Below are 17,950 nucleotides of genomic sequence, written 5' to 3' on the forward strand. Positions count from 1 at the left end.
GGCCGCGTACCGGGCTGTGACCTGGATGACACGGTGTAAGCGCCGTGTCACAAGACGTAGAAGCCGTTCCCGGAGAAAAAGGGGCATTCCGCTACGAGTCAACTGGGGGCGAAGGCTCCCCAGTCGCCATGATCAGGAGCGGAATGGCTGGTTCAGCTATGCAATGTCCGTTTCACTCTGGACGATTCATAGTCCGCATTGCCCGGATTGCCCGCCCGCTGGTGAGGAAACTCACACCTAGATCGCGGACTTGGACACCCCTCCCAGGGGAATTGGATGTTTAGCCTGGCGCTTTACAGGGATGGGTAATCCGTCAACCGCCGCTCACCGAGCGGCCGTACGCCGACAAGGTCTGAAACCACCGATGAAGACGATGATGTTCCGCAACATAGCCAACCCCCGGCGCACCACTCTCGCCCACCTCAAGGATGCGGACGAACTCCAGACGCTGGAGCAGCAGGAGCACTCGCTCGATCTTCCCACGCAGACGGCCAACCCCCGCCGTACGGTCCTGATGGACGCCCCCGCAGCGTAATGCGCGAGGCGGGAGCCCCCTACCGCGTTAGCCTGAAGCGTCAGACGCCAGCAGCGTAAGAAGTAGTAGAGGGGCATCCGCATCCCGTGCGCATCGCCAGATTCTCCATCGACGGGAATGTCGCCTTCGGCGCGGTCGAGGGCGACAGCCCGGACGAGCTCGTCCTCGACATCATCAAGGGCATCCCGTTCGCGGAGTTCGAGCTCTCCGGCACCAAGGTCCCCCTGAGCAAGGTCCGCCTGCTGCCGCCGGTGCTCCCCAGCAAGGTCGTGGCCTTCGGCCGCAACTACGCGGAGCACGCGGCAGAGCTCGGCCACGAGGTCCCCGACGCGCCGTTCGCCTTCCTGAAGCCCTCCACCTCGGTGATCGGCTCCGGCGACGACATCGCGTACCCCTCGTTCTCCCAGGAGCTCCACCACGAGGCCGAACTCGCCGTCGTGATCGGCCGGCTGTGCCGCGAGGTCCCGCGCGAGCGGGTCAAGGACGTCATCCTCGGCTACACCTGCGCCAACGACGTCACCGCCCGCGATGTGCAGAAGCGCGAGAAGCAGTGGGCGAGGGCCAAGGGCTTCGACACCGCGTGCCCGCTCGGCCCCTGGGTGGAGACCGACCTCGACCCCCACGACCTCGCCATCCAGTGCACGGTCAACGGAGAACAGCGCCAGCTCGGCCGGACGAGCCAGATGATCCACTCCATCGAGGACCTGATCGTCAACATCACCGAGGCCATGACGCTGCTCCCGGGCGACGTCATCCTCACGGGCACCCCCGCGGGGGTCGGCCCCCTCAACGTCGGCGACGAGGTCGCCGTCACCGTCCAAGGTATCGGCACTCTCGCCAACAAGGTGATCAAGCGTGGCTAACGCGAATGTCCGCGTACGTTTCTGTCCCTCCCCGACCGGCAACCCCCACGTGGGTCTGGTCCGCACCGCCCTGTTCAACTGGGCCTTCGCCCGGCACAACGGCGGCACCATGGTCTTCCGTATCGAGGACACGGACGCGGCCCGCGACTCGGAGGAGTCCTACACCCAGCTGCTCGACTCGATGCGCTGGCTCGGCCTGGACTGGGACGAGGGCCCCGAGACCGGCGGCCCGCACGAGCCCTACCGTCAGTCCCAGCGGATGGACATCTACCGCGACGTCGCCGAGAAGCTGAAGGCCGGCGGTTACGCCTACGAGTGCTTCTGCACCGCCGTCGAGCTGGAGGCCCGACGCGACGCGGCCCGCCTCGCCGGCAAGCCCTCGGGCTACGACGGCACCTGCCGCAACCTCCCCGCCGAGCGCATCGCCCGCTACAAGGAGGAGGGCCGCCCCGCGATCGTCCGGTTCCGGATGCCCGACGAGCCGATCACCTTCACGGACCTGGTCCGCGGCGAGCTGACCTTCACGCCCGACAACGTGCCGGACTACGGCATCGTCCGGGCCAACGGCGCCCCGCTCTACACGCTCGTCAACCCGATCGACGACGCGCTGATGGAGATCACCCACGTCCTGCGCGGCGAGGACCTGCTCTCCTCCACCCCGCGGCAGATCGCGCTCTACAAGGCGCTGATCGAGCTGGGCATCGCCCAGCAGATCCCGGCCTTCGGCCACCTGCCGTACGTGATGGGCGAGGGCAACAAGAAGCTCTCCAAGCGCGACCCGCAGGCGAACCTCAACCTCTACCGCGAGCGCGGGTTCCTCCCCGAGGGTCTGCTCAACTATCTCTCGCTGCTCGGCTGGTCCTTCTCGGCCGACCAGGACGTCTTCTCCATCCCGGAGATGGTGGAGAAGTTCGACATCTCCGAGGTCAACGCCAACCCGGCGCGCTTCGACCTGAAGAAGGCCGAGGCGATCAACGCGGACCACATCCGCATGCTGGACGTGAAGGCGTTCACCGAGGCCTGCCGCCCCTGGCTCCAGGCCCCGCACGCGGCCTGGACGCCGGAGCAGTTCGACGAGTCCCGCTGGCAGGCGATCGCCCCGCACGCGCAGACCCGCGTCACGGTGCTCTCCGACATCACCGCCAACGTCGACTTCCTGTTCCTGGACGCCCCCGTCGAGGACGAGGCGTCGTGGACCAAGGCGATGAAGGAGGGCTCGGACGCGCTGCTGCGGACGGCCCGCGAGAAGCTGGAGGCCGCGGACTGGAGCAGCGCCGACTCCCTCAAGGAGGCGGTCCTGGCCGCGGGCGAGGCCCATGGCCTCAAGCTCGGCAAGGCGCAGGCCCCGGTCCGCGTCGCGGTCACCGGCCGCACGGTCGGTCTGCCGCTCTTCGAATCGCTGGAGATCCTGGGGCGGGAGAAGACGCTCGCCCGGATCGACGCCGCGCTGGCGAAGCTCACCGCCTAGGGTCGGACCATGCCGATCCGCGCGGTCCTCTGGGACATCGACGACACGATCTTCGACTACTGCAGCGCCGACCGCGCCGGCATGATGCGGCACCTGCGGACCGAGGGCCTGGCCGACGGATACTCCTCCGTCGACCAGGCCCTCGGGCGTTGGCGCGAGGTCACCGCCCTGCACTGGGCGCGCTTCTCCGCGGGGGAGGTGGGCTGGCAGGAGCAGCGGCGTGATCGCGTACGGATGTTCACCGGGCTGCCCCTGAGCGATCCCGAGGCCGACGCCTGGTTCGACCGGTACATCGTTCACTACGAGGCCGCGTGGTCCCTCTTCCCGGACGCCGTGCCCGCCCTCGACCTGCTGGCGGGGGAGTACCGGCACGCGGTCCTGTCGAACTCCTCGCTCCACAACCAGGAGCGCAAGCTGCGGGTGCTCGGTGTGCGGGACCGGTTCGAGGTGCTGCTGTGCGCCGCCGAGCTGGGGTTCTCCAAACCCGCCGCCGAGGCCTTCCACGCCGGCTGCGACGCGCTCGGTCTGCCGCCCGACGAGGTGCTCTACGTCGGCGATCAGCCGGACATCGACGCCCGCGGTGCGATCGACGCGGGACTCGCCGCGGTCTGGCTGGACCGGACCGGTGTGGGAGGCCGTCCCGAGCTGATCCGGATCACCGGCCTCGGGGAGCTTCCCGGCCTGCTGCGCGGGGAATCCCGTTTTGGAGCGCCGGACACCTTCAGGTAATGTTCTTCCTGCGCCGCCCGAGAAGGCCGAAAGGCCCGCTCGGACAGTGCGAATCAAACAAAAACCCCCAGGTCGGGGGTTGAGTTTTGATGGCCTATGGTGTAATTGGCAGCACGACGGTTTCTGGTTCCGTTAGTCTAGGTTCGAGTCCTGGTAGGCCAGCTCGCAGAGCTCATCTGCATCGCCCCCGTTGTGTAGCGGCCTAGCACGCTGCCCTCTCAAGGCAGTAGCGCCGGTTCGAATCCGGTCGGGGGTACAGATCCATCCTGCTGATCATCAGGGTCGCTCCCGATGACCGCGCAGTGACATCACCCGGCCCCGCCGGGTGGGATCGCTAGGGCCCCCGTTGTGTAGCGGCCTAGCACGCCGCCCTCTCAAGGCGGTAGCGCCGGTTCGAATCCGGTCGGGGGTACGTAAGTCACCATGGCCTATGGTGTAATTGGCAACACTACGGTTTCTGGTACCGTCATTCTAGGTTCGAGTCCTGGTAGGCCAGCTCGCGGAGCTCATCCGCAAGGCCCCCGTTGTGTAGCGGCCTAGCACGCCGCCCTCTCAAGGCGGTAGCGCCGGTTCGAATCCGGTCGGGGGTACAAACGAAAGAGGCCCTCCGCGTCAAGCGGAGGGCCTCTTCGCGTTGTCCGGACGGGTCGGCCCGTCCGCCGTGCCCGCGAACTCGCTCCTGATGACGTCAGTTGGCCCCACGGGCGCTCCTCGCCAACGCGCGCCCGCGCAAAGGGGAGTTGTGCACCGGGATGCACGCGGGCCGGCCGCTGCGGCGTCGGAGCCGGCCGGCCCGGAAGCAGTGCGACGGAGGTGTCAGCCGGTACGGCGCAGGGCCTCGCTCAGACGGCCCGCGGCGTCGATGACGGCCTGTGCGTGCATGCGGCCCGGGTGCCGGGTCAGGCGCTCGATCGGTCCGGAGACCGAGACGGCCGCGACCACGCGGTTGGAGGGGCCGCGGACCGGCGCCGAGACCGAGGCGACGCCCGGCTCCCGCTCACCGATCGACTGGGCCCAGCCCCGGCGTCGTACGCCGGACAGGGCCGTGGCCGTGAAGCGCGCGCCCTGAAGGCCGCGGTGCAGCCGCTCCGGCTCCTCCCAGGCCATCAGGATCTGGGCCGACGAACCCGCCTTCATCGTGAGCGTGGAGCCGACCGGCACGGTGTCCCGCAGACCGGACAGCCGCTCGGCCGCCGCCACACAGATGCGCATGTCTCCCTGCCGGCGGTAGAGCTGCGCGCTCTCGCCGGTCACATCGCGCAGATGTGTGAGCACCGGCCCCGCCGTGGCCAGCAGCCGGTCCTCGCCCGCCGCGGCGGCGAGCTCCGCCAGCCGCGGGCCCAGGATGAACCGGCCCTGCATGTCCCTCGCCACCATCCGGTGGTGTTCCAGTGCCACGGCAAGACGATGTGCCGTGGGCCGTGCAAGCCCTGTCGCCGCGACCAGCCCGGCGAGGGTGGCCGGACCGGACTCCAGAGCGCTCAATACCAGAGCTGCCTTGTCGAGAACGCCGACGCCGCTAGAGTTGTCCATGCAACGATATTCACGTCTCACACTGTGAAACGCAAGTTCAATTTTCCTGGAAACCCGCCAGTCTGTAGAGGCGGCCCGCAGACCAACGGGTTCCGCAACAAGATCTCTAGTGGTGTCGGCCCCCGGGTCGGCCGGAGGGAAAGCGATGGGTAGGACACTCGCGGAGAAGGTCTGGGACGACCATGTCGTCCGGCGCGCCGAGGGCGAGCCCGACCTCCTCTTCATCGATCTGCACCTGCTGCACGAGGTGACCAGCCCCCAGGCCTTCGACGGTCTCCGTCAGAACGGCCGGCAGGTCCGCCGCCTCGACCTCACCATCGCCACCGAGGATCACAACACCCCGACCCTCGACATCGACAAGCCCATCGCGGACCCGGTTTCCCGTGCCCAGTTGGAGACGCTGCGCAAGAACTGCGCGGAGTTCGGTGTACGGCTGCACCCGCTGGGCGATGTCGAGCAGGGCGTCGTCCACGTCGTGGGCCCCCAGCTGGGACTGACCCAGCCCGGCACCACCGTCGTCTGCGGCGACTCGCACACCTCCACCCACGGCGCATTCGGCGCGCTGGCCTTCGGCATCGGCACCTCCCAGGTCGAGCACGTACTGGCCACCCAGACGCTGCCGCTGGCCCGGCCGAGGACCATGGCGATCACGGTCGAGGGCGAGCTGCCCGACGACGTCACCGCCAAGGACCTCATTCTGGCGATCATCGCGCGGATCGGCACCGGCGGCGGCCAGGGCTACATCCTGGAATACCGCGGCTCGGCCATCGAGAAGCTCTCGATGGAGGCCCGGATGACCATCTGCAACATGTCGATCGAGGCCGGCGCCCGCGCGGGCATGATCGCCCCGGACGCCACCACCTTCGACTATCTGCGCGGCCGTGACCACGCCCCGCAGGGGGCGGACTGGGACGCCGCGGTGGAGTACTGGAAGACACTGCGCACCGACGACGACGCCGTATTCGACGCGGAGGTCTTCATCGACGCCGCCGAACTGGCGCCGTTCGTCACCTGGGGCACCAACCCCGGCCAGGGAGCGCCCCTGTCGGCCAACGTCCCCGACCCGGCTTCGTACGACGACGCTTCGGAGCGCTTCGCCGCCGAAAAGGCCCTGGAGTACATGGGGTTGAGCGCCGGGCAGGCGCTGCGCGACATCAAGGTCGACACCGTCTTCGTAGGCTCCTGCACCAACGGCCGTATCGAGGACCTGCGCTCGGCGGCATCCCTCCTGGAGGGCCGCAAAGTCGCCGACGGCGTACGGATGCTGGTGGTCCCCGGGTCCGTACGGGTCGCCCTCCAGGCCGTCGAGGAGGGCCTGGACAAGGTCTTCACCGGCGCGGGAGCCGAATGGCGGCACGCCGGCTGCTCGATGTGTCTGGGCATGAACCCCGACCAACTGGCGCCCGGCGAGCGCTCCGCGTCGACCTCCAACCGCAACTTCGAGGGCAGGCAGGGCAAGGGCGGACGCACCCATCTGGTCTCGCCGCAGGTCGCCGCGGCCACCGCGGTACTGGGCCATCTGGCCTCGCCGGCCGATCTGGCCGCGTCCGACTCGGCCGCCACCCCCGCAGGAGTCTGAGAACCATGGAAGCTTTCACCACACACACCGGCCGGGCCGTGCCGCTGCGCCGCAGCAACGTCGACACGGACCAGATCATCCCGGCCCACTGGCTGAAGAAGGTCACCCGCGACGGCTTCGAGGACGGGCTCTTCGAGGCGTGGCGCAAGGACGCCTCCTTCGTTCTCAACCAGCCCGAGCGGCAGGGCGCCACGGTGCTGGTCGCCGGTCCCGACTTCGGCACCGGCTCCTCCCGCGAGCACGCCGTCTGGGCCCTGCAGAACTACGGCTTCAAGGCGGTCATCTCCTCGCGCTTCGCCGACATCTTCCGCGGCAACTCGCTCAAGAACGGGCTGCTGACCGTCGTTCTGCCGCAGGAGACGGTCGACCGGCTGTGGGAGCTGGCCGAGTCGGACCCGAAGGCCGAAATCACTGTTGACTTGGAGCAGCGGCAGGTGCGTGCGGCAGGCATCACCGCCGACTTCGAGCTGGACGAGAACGCCCGCTGGCGACTGCTGAACGGTCTGGACGACATCAGCCTCACCCTTCAGAACGAAGCGGACATCTCCACTTATGAGGCCTCCAGGCCGGCCTTCAAACCGCGCACAATTCAGGTCTGATCAGCGCTTTTCCCCAACTGCGCCCTCCACCGTCCGGTGGGGGGCGCAGTCGTCTGTTGAGGTCCTGCCGGGCGACAACTCGCCCCAGATGGCACAATCGGTGCATGGACCGTGACAGCCAACTCGAGCTCTACGAGGCGGTGGCGGCCCGGCTGAAAGAAGCGCACACAAGAGTGCGCACACTGCAAGTCCCGGAGGGCGTAAGGATGGCGCTGTCCCGGAAGCTGCTGGTCGTCACGGCAGCGGCGAAGCACGATCTCCCGGATGCGGCCAGGCGTCTGGACCGCTTCATGCAGGACCTCGACGAGGGCCGATTCCCTGAAGGCGACTGACACCCGAACTCCACAGCGGCGCACTTCGTTGCGGCACTAGGGTGATTAGCCCGTTTCGTGTTTGATTTGCGGTATATATCTGCCTAACGTGCGAAAAAGCCTGGACGCATTCGTTCCGGCAATGTCTCCGAAGGGGAAGACGTGAACAAGGCGCAGCTCGTAGAAACGATTGCCGACAAGGTCGGTGGCCGTCAGCAGGCCGCCGAGGCTGTCGACGCGGTACTTGACGCGATCGTCCGCGCAGTTGTCGGCGGCGACCGTGTCTCGGTCACCGGTTTCGGCTCGTTCGAGAAGGTCGACCGCCCCGCCCGCTACGCCCGCAACCCGCAGACGGGGGAGCGGGTCCGGGTCAAGAAGACCTCTGTTCCGCGCTTCCGTGCCGGTCAGGGCTTCAAGGACCTGGTCAGCGGCTCGAAGAAGCTCCCGCGCGGCGGCGAGGTCTCCGTGAAGAAGGCGCCCAAGGGCAGCCTCTCGGGCGGTCCTTCCACCCGTACGACCACGAAGGCCGCGGCCAAGAAGGCCACCGCGAAGAAGGCCACGGCGACGAAGGCCACGGCGAAGAAGGCCACCGCGAAGAAGACCGCGGCCAAGAAGACCGCGGCCAAGAAGACGACGGCCGCCAAGAAGACGGCGACCGCCAAGAAGGCCACGGCCAAGAAGACGACCACCAAGAAGGCGGCCGCCAAGAAGACCGCGCCGGCCAAGAAGGCCACCGCGAAGAAGGCGCCGGCCAGGAAGGCGACGGCGCGCAAGACCGCCGCCAAGAAGGCCACTGCCAGGAAGAGGTAAGCGGCACAAGGTCGCAGGGCCACTCACGCGCCGGGCCGGGCTCCTCTGGGGGAGCCCGGCCCGCGGCGTGTTCCGGTACGGGTGCTTCCCGGCGCGCTGTCGAACCCTTCGCCCGGTGAAGGGCTTCCCGGGCGGCGCCGAGCCGTTTGCCCACCCGGCCCGTCAGAGCGTCTGCAGCGTCACCAGCGTGATCCTGCGGGCATCGCCCTCGCCCTCGGTCTCGATACGCACCCGCTGGCCCGGCCTCAGCAGCCGCAGACCGCCGGCGTCGAAGGCCGCGGCGTCGAACTCGACCGGCGTGCCGTCGTCGAGGAGCACGCTCCCGCTGCGGGTCAAAGCGTCGTAGGTGTACGAGGTCGCCTGCATGCCGCCAGCCTAAGGGCTGTCCCGGCAGGCTCTGCCCGGCCGACTTACGGGACGACCCTCAGGGGATGTCCGCGACGCGGTCGGCCATCGCCAGACGCTCGGCCGTCCGCGGCCCGACCTCCAGGGCCAGCGCCGCCGCCAGATCCTCCGCGGTGTCCACGTCCTGACGTACGGAATCGACCCCGTCGAGCGGGATTTCCACCGCCCCCGACGCCAAATGCCGGCGGCGTGAGCGGCCGCCGAAACCGGGACGCAATTCGGTGCCCGCGGCCGCCGAGAGCAATGTGGTGCCGATCCCGGCCCTATCCGTCAGAAATGCCCGGGGAAATCCCGATGCATACGCGAGTACTCGTGCCAATTCCTGTGGGCGCAGCGCGGGCAGATCGGCGTTGAGGACGGCCACCGCGGCGCCCGGACGCAGGCGGCGGACCTCTTGCGCGCCGTGCGTCAGCGCCGCGTTGAGACCTGCAGAGGGGGCGTCCGGCACGATCCGCGCACCCAGTGCGGCGAGCCGGAACGAGGCCGCCGGATCGTCCGTGACAACGGCCACATTCCGTACCGACGGGCAGGCCAGGGCGGCTGCGACGGTGTCCTCCGCGAAGGCGAGCGCCAGATGGGGGCGCAGGCTGTCGCCGGCAGCGGCCGCGAGCCTGCTCTTCGCCTCTGCGAGCGGTTTCAGCGGGACGACCAGGGACCAGCGGTCCGTCGGGTCGCAGTTGGTGGCACGCTCATCGTCCATGTGCATCGCCCCCATTGTGTCCCGGCCCCGTGAAGGGGCGGACGACCGGCCCGGTGACCGGGGCGTACGGTGTTCTCGACAGACCAGGGGCCTGGGGCGACACTTGACCCCCAGCAGCCGGGCAGTGGCCCGGCAGTAGAGGAAGGTGCTCGCGTGTCCCGCCGTAGAATCGGCTTCTGGTACCGCCTGGCGGCGGTCATCGCTAAACCGCCGCTGTTGGTTCTGTTCAAGCGGGACTGGCAGGGAATGGAACACATTCCGGCCGCGGGCGGATTCATCACCGCTGTGAATCACAACTCGTATCTGGACATGTTTTCCTATGGCCACTTCCAGTACAACAGCGGACGTGTGCCACGATTCCTCGCCAAGGCGGCGCTCTTCAAGGCGCCGGGCGTGGGGATCCTCCTGAAGGGCACCGGCCAGATTCCCGTCTACCGCGAGTCCTCCAACGCCTTCGGTGCCTTCCGGGCCGCCGTCGAGGCCGTCGAGGCCGGTGAATGCGTCGCCTTCTACCCGGAGGGCACTCTCACCCGGGACCCCGGGCAGTGGCCGATGACCGCGAAGACCGGAGTGGCGCGGGCGGCCATGATGACGCACGCACCCGTCATCCCGGTCGCCCAGTGGGGCGCCAACTTGGCGATGCCGCCGTACGCCAAGGAGAACAGGCTCCGCCTGTTCCCGCGCAAGACGCTGCAGGTGAAGGCCGGTCCGCCGGTCGACCTCGACCGGTTCTACCACCAGGAGCCGACGCCCGAGGTACTGAAGGAGGCGACCGAGGTCATCATGGCCGCGATCACCGAACTGCTGGAGGAACTGCGCGGCGAGCAGGCCCCCCGCAACCCGTTCGATCTGCGCGAGATGCGCGCGGAGCAGCGCCGCAAGGCCGCCGAGGAGGGCACCAAGTGACACACCCCGCCAAGGCGGCCGTCTTCGGAACGGGCTCGTGGGGCACGGCCTTCGGCATGGTGCTCGCGGACGCGGGCTGCGATGTGACCCTCTGGGGCCGCCGCGCCGAGCTCGTCGACGCCGTCAACACCACCCGGACCAACCCCGACTATCTGCCGGGCATCGAACTTCCCCCGACGCTGCGGGCCACCACCGACCCCGCCGAGGCACTGCACGGCGCGGACTTCACCGTGCTCGCCGTTCCGTCCCAGACCCTGCGGGACAACCTGGCGGCGTGGGTGCCGAAGCTGCCGTCGGACACCGTGCTCGTCTCCCTGATGAAGGGCATCGAACTCGGCAGCGCCAAGCGGATGAGCGAGGTCATCGAGGAGGTCGCGGGGGTTCCCTCCGACCGCGTGGCCGTGATCACCGGGCCCAACCTCGCCAAGGAGATCGCCCAGCGCCGGCCCGCCGCGGCCGTCGTCGCCTGCCGGGACGAAGCCGTCGCCCAGCGCCTCCAGGCCGCCGCCCACACCCCGTACTTCCGCCCGTACACCAACACCGACGTCGTCGGCTGCGAGCTCGGCGGCGCCGTCAAGAACGTCATCGGCCTCGCAGTCGGCATCGCGGACGGTATGGGACTCGGCGACAACGCCAAGGGCTCCCTCATCACCCGCGGCCTCGCCGAGACCACCCGCCTCGGCCTCGCCATGGGCGCGGACGCGCTCACCTTCTCCGGCCTCGCCGGGCTCGGCGACCTGGTGGCCACCTGCTCCTCGCCGCTCTCGCGCAACCACACCTTCGGCACCAACCTCGGCAAGGGCATGACGCTTCAGGAGACCATCGCGGTCACCCGGCAGACCGCCGAGGGCGTCAAGTCCTGTGAGTCGGTGCTGGATCTGGCCCGCAGGCACGGCGTCGACATGCCGATCACCGAGACCGTCGTCGGCATCGTCCACGAGGGCAAGCCGCCGGTGGTGGCCCTCAAGGAGCTGATGTCGCGCAGCGCGAAGCCCGAGCGCCACTGACCCGGCACGCGCTGTGCCTGCACTCCACTGCGCCGGGTGCGCACGGTAGTCTCAACGCGATATGAGCACCGAGAACCTCCCCCAGAGCCCGGAGCAGCCGCTCCGCAAGCCGCGTGTGGCTGTCGTCTTCGGCGGCCGCAGCTCCGAACACGGGATCTCCGTGGTCACCGCCGGAGCCGTGCTGAGGTCCATCGACCGGACGAAGTACGACGTACTGCCCATCGGCATCACCGCGGACGGCCGGTGGGCGCTCACCGCCGACGAGCCCGACCGCATGGCGATCACCGATCGCCGGACGCCGAGCGTGGAGCAGCTGGCCGAGTCGACCGAGGGCGGCGTCGTGCTCTCCGTCGACCCGGCGAACCGCGAGGTCGTGTACAGCGAACCCGGCGCCGTGCCCAAGGCACTCGGCGAGGTCGACGTCGTCTTCCCGATGCTGCACGGCCCCTACGGTGAGGACGGCACCCTCCAGGGACTGCTCGAACTCGCCGGTGTCCCCTACGTCGGCGCTGGTGTCCTCGCCTCCGCGGTGGGCCAGGACAAGGAGTACATGAAGCGGGTCTTCGTCTCCTTCGGACTGCCCGTCGGTCCGTACGAGGTGATCCGCCCCCGCGAGTGGAAGCTCGACCCCGCCGCGGCCCGCAAGAAGATCATCGACTTCGCCGGTGAGCACGGCTGGCCGCTGTTCATCAAGCCCGCGCGCGCCGGTTCGTCGATCGGCATCACCAAGGTCGACGGCCTCGAGGGCCTCGACGAGGCGATCGCCGAGGCGCAGCGTCACGACCCGAAGATCCTGGTGGAGGCGCTGCTGCGCGGCCGCGAGATCGAGTGCGGCGTGCTGGAGTTCCCCGACGGTCCGCGGGCCAGCGCTCCGGCCGAGATTCCCCCGGTCAGCAGCCACGACTTCTACGACTTCGAGGCCAAGTACATCGACTCGGCGTCCGGGATCGTGCCCGCCCCGCTCACCGACGAGCAGACCGCGGACGTGCGCCGGCTCGCCGTCGAGGCCTTCGACGCCGCGTCCTGCGAGGGCCTGGTGCGCGCGGACTTCTTCCTCACCGAGGACGGCGAGTTCGTCATCAACGAGATCAACACGATGCCCGGCTTCACGCCGATCTCCATGTACCCGCGGATGTGGCAGGAGAGCGGGGTCAGCTACCCCGAGCTCATCGACCTGCTGATCCAGGCGGCACTGCGCCGGTCCACCGGACTGCGCTAGGGAAACGCTTCCCCCGGTGGTGATCGCTAGGGGACTTCGAGTGTGGCCGGCACCGTCTTTTTGACGGCGCCGGCCAGCTCGGCGAGCGGGGTGACGTCGTGCGCGTACCGCTCGTCCATCGTGACCTCCACATAGGTCTTGCGGTACGTGGTGGTGAACCGCGGACCGTCGGCCCGCTGCTCCAGGAGCCAGTTGACCCCGTTCGCGTCGACGGCCTGCGACTGGGCGTCGCTCATCTTCTCCGGCCGGGGGACACCGCAGCGCAGTACGATCGCGGCGTCGCCCCAGCCGGCGGTCAGTTCGGAGTCCGGCTCGGTGCCGGTACGGCGCTGCCCGGCGACAGTCTTCGGCAGCTCCTTGTGCAGCGCACCGCACAGGGTCGCTTCCTCGGGCGGGGGGCTGGGAACCGCTACCGGCGCCGCCGCGTCCGTGGTGGAGCACCCCGCGGCGGCGAGGAACGCCGCCGCGGCGGCGAACAGTCGGAAGGACCGGTGGGCAGACGTCACCGGCCAAGCGTAGACGGGGGCTACAGGTGCACGACCGGGCAGGTCAGGGTTCGGGTGATGCCGTCCACTTGCTGGACCTTGGCGACCACCATGCGACCGAGATCGTCGACCGTGTCGGCCTGCGCACGCACGATCACGTCATAGGGCCCTGTGACGTCCTCGGCCTGAATCACTCCGGGAATCTTCCCGATGGTCTCGGCGACGGTCGACGCCTTGCCCACCTCGGTCTGAATGAGGATGTACGCCTGTACCACGGAACCTCCAGAACGGCCCGGGGATCGTTTCCCCTACCTTCGGTGGGGAGATGCCGGGGGAGAGAAGGGACGCCACGGTATCGCGTCGTGATGGGGCGCGGGGAGACCCGCGCGCCGGGTGGCACCCGCAGCGTGGCGCAGGAAAAGCAGAAGTTGACGTATCTCTTGACGGTACCCACCGCCAAGACCGCTCGCGACCGCAAGGAAGCGGCTCTGCCGGACGTTCCGGCAGCACGACGGAGAGGTGAGACTCGGTGAAGGGCACTGTGGGCGAGTTGGGGGAGTTCGGGCTCATCAGAGAGCTCACATCCCGGCTCACCTCCACCCCAGCGGTCCGCATCGGACCGGGAGACGACGCGGCGGTCGTGGCCGCGCCCGACCGCCGTGTCGTGGCGAGCACGGACATCCTGCTGGAGGGGCGGCACTTCCGCCGTGACTGGTCGACGGCGTACGACGTGGGCCGCAAGGCCGCCGCACAGAATCTGGCCGACATCGCGGCCATGGGTGCGGTCCCCACCGCGCTGCTGCTCGGCCTCGTCGTCCCCGCCGAACTCCCCGTCACCTGGGCCACCGAGCTGATGGACGGCATCCGCGACGAGTGCCAGGTCGCGGGAGCCTCGGTCGTCGGCGGCGATGTCGTCCGCGGAGATGTGATCACCCTCGCCATCACGGCACTCGGCGATCTGCGCAACCACGAGCCGGTGACGCGGGGCGGCGCCCGGCCCGGCGATGTCGTCGCCTACACCGGCTGGTTGGGCTGGTCGGCCGCCGGGCACGCGGTCCTCTCGCGCGGGTTCCGCTCCCCGCGCGCCTTCGTCGAGGCGCACCGGCGCCCCGAGCCGCCGTACCACGCGGGTCCCGCCGCGGCCGGTCTCGGCGCCACCGCCATGTGCGACGTCAGCGACGGCCTCGTCGCCGACCTCGGGCACATCGCGGAGGCCAGCAAGGTCCGGATCGACCTGCGTTCGGGCTCGATCGACATCCCGAGCCAGATGAACGACATCGGCCAGGCCGTCGGCGTCGATCCGTTGCAGTGGGTGCTCACCGGCGGCGAGGACCACGCCATCGTCGCGACCTTCCCGTCCGACGTGAAGCTGCCCGCCCGCTGGAAGGTGATCGGCGAGGTGCTCAACCCGTCGGCGCTGCCCCAGGTGACCGTGGACGGTCTGCCCTGGCACAGCAAGAGCGGCTGGGACCACTTCGGGGAGGACTCGTGACGCCGGTGCGCGTCCTGACCGTCGCCGGCTCCGACTCGGGCGGCGGCGCGGGGATCCAGGCCGATCTGAAGACCATGATGGCGCTCGGCACCCACGGCATGAGCGTGATCACCGCGGTCACCGCGCAGAACTCGCTGGGTGTGCAGGGCGCGTGGGAGCTCCCCGTCGAGGCGATACGCGCCCAGTTCCGCAGCGTCGTCGACGACATCGGCGTCCAGGCCGTGAAGACCGGCATGCTGGCGTCCGCGCCGCTGGTGGAGACCGTGGCCGAACTGCTGGCCGGCACCGACGCGCCCGTCGTCGTCGACCCGGTGGGGGTCTCCAAGCACGGGGACTCCCTGCTCGCGGCCTCCGCGCTGGACTCGGTCCGCACCAAGCTGCTGCCGGTCGCGACCGTGGCCACGCCGAATCTGGACGAGGTGACCCAGCTCACGGGCCTGGAGGTGACGGACGAGGCCGGGATGCGCCGGGCCGCGGACGCCGTTCTCCGCTTCGGCCCGCGCTGGGCGCTGATCAAGGGCGGGCATCTTTCCGGCGACGCCGTGGACCTGCTGACGGACGGGACCGAGGAGCACTGGCTGCGCGCGCCCCGGCTCGACAACCGGCACACGCACGGGACGGGCTGCACGCTCGCCTCCGCCGTGGCCGCGGGGCTGGCGAAGGGGCTCACCGTCCCGGAGGCGGCAGTGGCCGCGAAGGAGTACGTCACGGGCGCGATCGCGGCGGGGTTCGCCCTGGGCGGCGGCATCGGCCCGGTGGATCACGCCTGGCGTCAGCGGTAGCGGGGCGGCCGTACGTACTACGGCACGGCCGTAGTACGTACACGGCCGTGCACGCTCCCTCGGCCGCAGCGGGGCGGCACGGTCGGGCGCGATGACAGCACGACGGCACGGCAAAAAGCCGGTCCACATGATGTGGACCGGCTTTTCAAGGCAACCGCAGGGGCTGCGCTACGACGAAACGTCGCGGTTAGCGCGAGACCTTGCCGGCCTTGATGCACGAGGTGCAGACGTTGAGCCGCTTCGGCGTCCGACCGACCACGGCACGCACACGCTGGATGTTCGGGTTCCAGCGACGAGACGTACGGCGGTGCGAGTGCGAAATGTTGTTGCCGAAGCCCGGCCCCTTGCCGCAGACGTCGCAGTTGGCAGCCACGGGTCACTCCAAAGACTTCAGATGCACTTACAGTGAATTCCGGCGGCCGGAAATCAGTGATCTGATTCGGTGGCTTTGCCGGGGGAATGGCCCGACTTTCATCGGGCAACCGGAGCAGCATACAACGACTGCGTCCGAGATACGAAACTACCATGGTTCGCCCCGCCCCCTCCCCGGCCCCCGCTCCCACCGGGGTCTACTCTGCGGTGCAACCCGCCGCTCAAGGAGGATCACCAGGTGCCGCAGACCCTCGACGCCGCCTCGGTACGCATCTGGTGCTCACGGGCGCTGGAGGCACTGGGCCGGGAGCGCGAGGAGATCGACGCGATCAACGTCTACCCGGTCGCGGACGGGGACACCGGCACCAATCTCTATCTGACCCTCGAATCGGCGGCCCAGGCGGTCGAGGCCGTCTTCGCCGCGCACGAGACGGGGTCCTCGGCCCCCGCGGCGGACGATGCGGTCCGTTCCATGGCGCACGGAGCGCTCATCGGGGCCCGCGGGAACTCCGGCACCATCCTGGCGCAGCTGCTGCGGGGCATGGCGGAGCGGCTCTGCGACGGGGACCACCTGGCAGGTGCTCTGCGAAGGGCTTCCGCGCTCGCCCGTGAGGCCGTCGCGCACCCCGTCGAAGGAACGATCCTGAGCGTGGCCGCCGCGGCCGCGGAAGCCGCGGAGAGCGCCCCCGACGATGCCGCGCGAGCGGCCTACGAGGGGGCACGGGCCGCGCTGGACGCGACGCCCGGACAACTCGACGTGCTCAGCCGCGCGGGAGTCGTCGACGCGGGCGGGCGGGGGCTTCTCGCGGTGCTGGGCGCGCTGGTCGAGGCGGTGTCGGGCGAGGCCCCGGTGCCCCCGCCGCTGGCGCACGTACGGCCGGGGCCCGAAGGCCTAGGGGGCCCGGCGCAGCCCTGCGCCGACGACGGCGGGCCCGCGTTCGAGGTGATCTACCTGCTGGAGGCGGAGGACGAGGCCGTGGCGCGGCTGCGGACCCGGCTGGACTCCCTCGGCGATTCCCTGGTCGTCGTCGGCGGCGACGGGCTGTGGAACGTCCACGTCCATGTCGACGACGCGGGCGCCGCCGTGGAGGCCGGTGTCGAGGCGGGGCGTCCGTACCGGATCCGCATCACGCACTTCGACCTGGCCGCGGCCCCCGTACGGGAGCAGGTGCAGCGGGCGGTGGTCGTGGTCGTCTCCGGCGAGGGTCTCGCCGGTCTGTGCGCCGAGGCGGGCGCGACGACGGTGCTCGCACGGCCGGGGGAGCCTCCCGTCAGCGGTGAACTCGTCGACGCCATCCGGCGCGCGCACGCCCGCGAGGTCGTCCTCATGCCGAACTCCGCCGACCTGCGGCACACGGCGGCCGCCGCGGCCGAACAGGCCAGGACGGAGGGCGTCCGCGTCGCTCTCGTCCCCACGCGCGCGGCCGTGCAGGGCATCGCCGCACTGGCGGTGCACGAGCCGGACCGGCGCTTCGACGAGGACGTGGTCGCGATGACGGCGGCCGCCGGGGCGACGCGCTACGCCGAAGTCACGGTGGCGGAGCGGCAGTCGTGGACGACGGCCGGCGTGTGCCAGGAGGGCGATGTGCTCGGTCTGATCGACGGAGACGTCGCGGTGATCGGCACGGACCTCATGACGACGGCGACGACCGTGCTGGACCGGATGCTGGCGGCCGGCGGCGAACTGGTGACGCTGGTGCTGGGGGAGGGCGTCGCCGACGGCGACGAGGTGGCCGCGAAGCTGGAACGTCACGTCAGGGACACGCACTTGGCCGTGGACACCGTGCTCTACCGCGGCGGGCGCGGCTCGACACCGCTGCTGATCGGCGTGGAGTAGGGGGAGCGGGTGGCCGGGACCGGGGCCGGAGGGACCACCCCCGGCACCCGGGGTGAGGCCGGGGCGCCGTGAGGCCGGCTTCAGGTTCCCGAGGCCGGGCCGGTGCCAGGCCCGGTTTCAGGCTCCCGAGCCCGAGCCCGGACCTGGCGCTGGCCCAGTTCGCCGAACGCCCCCGAGGGCGAGCGGGAGGCGGTACGCCTGCACGAGCGGGTGACCGAGGCATGCGGGCAGCCCGTGCTCGGCTGCCTCCTCCACGGCGAGGCCGGGGGCTACCCCTATCCGCCGTCCCTGATCCGCCGGCTGCGAGGCCCGGCCTCA

Annotated in this window: 20 protein-coding genes and 5 tRNA genes; 19 read left to right on the top strand and 6 right to left on the bottom strand. The window is 69.9% G+C overall.

All coding sequences use genetic code 11. The annotated features are described in order from the left end of the window. Positions 1 to 364: 364 nt before the first annotated feature. The 9 genes from OHA05_RS25920 to OHA05_RS25960 all read left to right on the top strand — a co-directional run bounded on the left by OHA05_RS25920 (position 365) and on the right by OHA05_RS25960 (position 4,185). Positions 365 to 535 carry a hypothetical protein gene (locus OHA05_RS25920; RefSeq protein ID WP_328861846.1) on the top strand — a complete coding sequence of 57 codons (171 nt, stop codon included), beginning with the start codon at positions 365 to 367 and terminating at the stop codon, positions 533 to 535. 86 nt (positions 536 to 621) lie between these two features. Continuing rightward, entirely contained in the window at positions 622 to 1,398 is a 777-nt protein-coding gene (locus OHA05_RS25925; RefSeq protein WP_313943884.1) for a fumarylacetoacetate hydrolase family protein, read from the top strand. Beyond that, the gene (gene gltX / locus OHA05_RS25930; protein WP_313943883.1) at positions 1,391 to 2,866 is read left to right on the top strand and encodes a glutamate--tRNA ligase; all 1,476 of its coding nucleotides are present in this window, start codon (positions 1,391 to 1,393) and stop codon (positions 2,864 to 2,866) included. The genes OHA05_RS25925 and gltX overlap by 8 nt, the downstream gene beginning before the upstream one ends. Positions 2,867 to 2,875: 9 nt before the next feature. Continuing rightward, entirely contained in the window at positions 2,876 to 3,595 is a 720-nt protein-coding gene (locus OHA05_RS25935; RefSeq protein WP_328861847.1) for an HAD family hydrolase, read from the top strand. Between the two features lie 90 nt (positions 3,596 to 3,685). Further along, positions 3,686 to 3,757, top strand: a tRNA-Gln gene (locus OHA05_RS25940). Positions 3,758 to 3,778: 21 nt separating this feature from the next. Further along, positions 3,779 to 3,851, top strand: a tRNA-Glu gene (locus tag OHA05_RS25945). Between the two features lie 83 nt (positions 3,852 to 3,934). Beyond that, positions 3,935 to 4,007: transfer RNA gene (locus OHA05_RS25950), tRNA-Glu, on the top strand. A gap of 12 nt (positions 4,008 to 4,019) precedes the next feature. After that, positions 4,020 to 4,091: transfer RNA gene (locus tag OHA05_RS25955), tRNA-Gln, on the top strand. Between the two features lie 21 nt (positions 4,092 to 4,112). After that, positions 4,113 to 4,185 (top strand) — tRNA-Glu (locus tag OHA05_RS25960). A 226-nt stretch (positions 4,186 to 4,411) separates the two neighbouring features. Here OHA05_RS25960 and ndgR read toward each other — a convergent pair. Continuing rightward, positions 4,412 to 5,128, bottom strand: coding sequence for an IclR family transcriptional regulator NdgR (gene ndgR, locus OHA05_RS25965; protein ID WP_010984119.1), 717 nt, complete (start codon positions 5,126 to 5,128; stop codon positions 4,412 to 4,414). A gap of 145 nt (positions 5,129 to 5,273) precedes the next feature. Between ndgR and leuC the strand changes: the two genes are divergently transcribed. The 4 genes from leuC (at position 5,274) to OHA05_RS25985 (ending at position 8,427) form a co-directional block, all read left to right on the top strand. Then, on the top strand, positions 5,274 to 6,707 hold the full coding sequence (gene leuC / locus OHA05_RS25970; protein ID WP_313943881.1) for a 3-isopropylmalate dehydratase large subunit: 1,434 nt from the start codon (positions 5,274 to 5,276) through the stop codon (positions 6,705 to 6,707). Between the two features lie 5 nt (positions 6,708 to 6,712). Further along, the gene (gene leuD, locus OHA05_RS25975) at positions 6,713 to 7,306 is read left to right on the top strand and encodes a 3-isopropylmalate dehydratase small subunit (RefSeq protein WP_313943880.1); all 594 of its coding nucleotides are present in this window, start codon (positions 6,713 to 6,715) and stop codon (positions 7,304 to 7,306) included. 104 nt (positions 7,307 to 7,410) lie between these two features. After that, positions 7,411 to 7,638 carry a hypothetical protein gene (locus OHA05_RS25980; RefSeq protein ID WP_313943879.1) on the top strand — a complete coding sequence of 76 codons (228 nt, stop codon included), beginning with the start codon at positions 7,411 to 7,413 and terminating at the stop codon, positions 7,636 to 7,638. 141 nt (positions 7,639 to 7,779) lie between these two features. Further along, on the top strand, positions 7,780 to 8,427 hold the full coding sequence (locus tag OHA05_RS25985) for an HU family DNA-binding protein (protein ID WP_313943878.1): 648 nt from the start codon (positions 7,780 to 7,782) through the stop codon (positions 8,425 to 8,427). A gap of 162 nt (positions 8,428 to 8,589) precedes the next feature. Here the strand turns inward: OHA05_RS25985 and OHA05_RS25990 are convergent, their stop codons facing one another. Beyond that, entirely contained in the window at positions 8,590 to 8,793 is a 204-nt protein-coding gene (locus OHA05_RS25990) for a hypothetical protein (RefSeq protein ID WP_313943877.1), read from the bottom strand. A gap of 58 nt (positions 8,794 to 8,851) precedes the next feature. After that, positions 8,852 to 9,538, bottom strand: coding sequence for a 2-phospho-L-lactate guanylyltransferase (cofC, locus tag OHA05_RS25995; RefSeq protein ID WP_313943876.1), 687 nt, complete (start codon positions 9,536 to 9,538; stop codon positions 8,852 to 8,854). Positions 9,539 to 9,685: 147 nt separating this feature from the next. Between cofC and OHA05_RS26000 the strand changes: the two genes are divergently transcribed. The 3 genes from OHA05_RS26000 to OHA05_RS26010 all read left to right on the top strand — a co-directional run bounded on the left by OHA05_RS26000 (position 9,686) and on the right by OHA05_RS26010 (position 12,664). Further along, the gene (locus OHA05_RS26000; protein WP_313943875.1) at positions 9,686 to 10,438 is read left to right on the top strand and encodes a lysophospholipid acyltransferase family protein; all 753 of its coding nucleotides are present in this window, start codon (positions 9,686 to 9,688) and stop codon (positions 10,436 to 10,438) included. Further along, positions 10,435 to 11,445, top strand: a complete 1,011-nt coding sequence (locus tag OHA05_RS26005) for an NAD(P)H-dependent glycerol-3-phosphate dehydrogenase (protein ID WP_313943874.1) — start codon at positions 10,435 to 10,437, stop codon at positions 11,443 to 11,445. The genes OHA05_RS26000 and OHA05_RS26005 overlap by 4 nt, the downstream gene beginning before the upstream one ends. Positions 11,446 to 11,506: 61 nt before the next feature. After that, positions 11,507 to 12,664 carry a D-alanine--D-alanine ligase family protein gene (locus tag OHA05_RS26010; protein ID WP_328861848.1) on the top strand — a complete coding sequence of 386 codons (1,158 nt, stop codon included), beginning with the start codon at positions 11,507 to 11,509 and terminating at the stop codon, positions 12,662 to 12,664. A 26-nt stretch (positions 12,665 to 12,690) separates the two neighbouring features. Here the strand turns inward: OHA05_RS26010 and OHA05_RS26015 are convergent, their stop codons facing one another. Both OHA05_RS26015 and OHA05_RS26020 read right to left on the bottom strand, forming a co-directional pair. Then, complete coding sequence (locus tag OHA05_RS26015) at positions 12,691 to 13,170, bottom strand: DUF3515 domain-containing protein (protein WP_328861849.1); 480 nt, start codon at positions 13,168 to 13,170, stop codon at positions 12,691 to 12,693. 20 nt (positions 13,171 to 13,190) lie between these two features. Further along, positions 13,191 to 13,424 carry an Lrp/AsnC family transcriptional regulator gene (locus OHA05_RS26020; protein ID WP_029384521.1) on the bottom strand — a complete coding sequence of 78 codons (234 nt, stop codon included), beginning with the start codon at positions 13,422 to 13,424 and terminating at the stop codon, positions 13,191 to 13,193. Between the two features lie 254 nt (positions 13,425 to 13,678). On the opposite strand from OHA05_RS26020, the gene OHA05_RS26025 reads away from it, so the two are divergent. Together OHA05_RS26025 and thiD are read left to right on the top strand one after the other, a co-directional pair. Beyond that, positions 13,679 to 14,641, top strand: a complete 963-nt coding sequence (locus tag OHA05_RS26025) for a thiamine-phosphate kinase (RefSeq protein WP_313943871.1) — start codon at positions 13,679 to 13,681, stop codon at positions 14,639 to 14,641. Continuing rightward, complete coding sequence (thiD, locus tag OHA05_RS26030; protein WP_313943870.1) at positions 14,638 to 15,423, top strand: bifunctional hydroxymethylpyrimidine kinase/phosphomethylpyrimidine kinase; 786 nt, start codon at positions 14,638 to 14,640, stop codon at positions 15,421 to 15,423. The genes OHA05_RS26025 and thiD overlap by 4 nt, the downstream gene beginning before the upstream one ends. A 187-nt stretch (positions 15,424 to 15,610) precedes the next feature. Here thiD and rpmB read toward each other — a convergent pair whose 3' ends face one another. Continuing rightward, positions 15,611 to 15,796: a 50S ribosomal protein L28 gene (rpmB, locus tag OHA05_RS26035; RefSeq protein WP_003957616.1), complete on the bottom strand. Its 186-nt coding sequence runs from the start codon at positions 15,794 to 15,796 to the stop codon at positions 15,611 to 15,613. Between the two features lie 237 nt (positions 15,797 to 16,033). On the opposite strand from rpmB, the gene OHA05_RS26040 reads away from it, so the two are divergent. Beyond that, positions 16,034 to 17,632 (top strand): DAK2 domain-containing protein, encoded by a 1,599-nt coding sequence (locus OHA05_RS26040; RefSeq protein WP_313943869.1) that lies wholly within the window; start codon positions 16,034 to 16,036, stop codon positions 17,630 to 17,632. Positions 17,633 to 17,950 lie beyond the last annotated feature (318 nt).

The organism is Streptomyces sp. NBC_00306 (assembly GCF_036169555.1).
GTDB classification, from domain to species: domain Bacteria; phylum Actinomycetota; class Actinomycetes; order Streptomycetales; family Streptomycetaceae; genus Streptomyces; species Streptomyces achmelvichensis.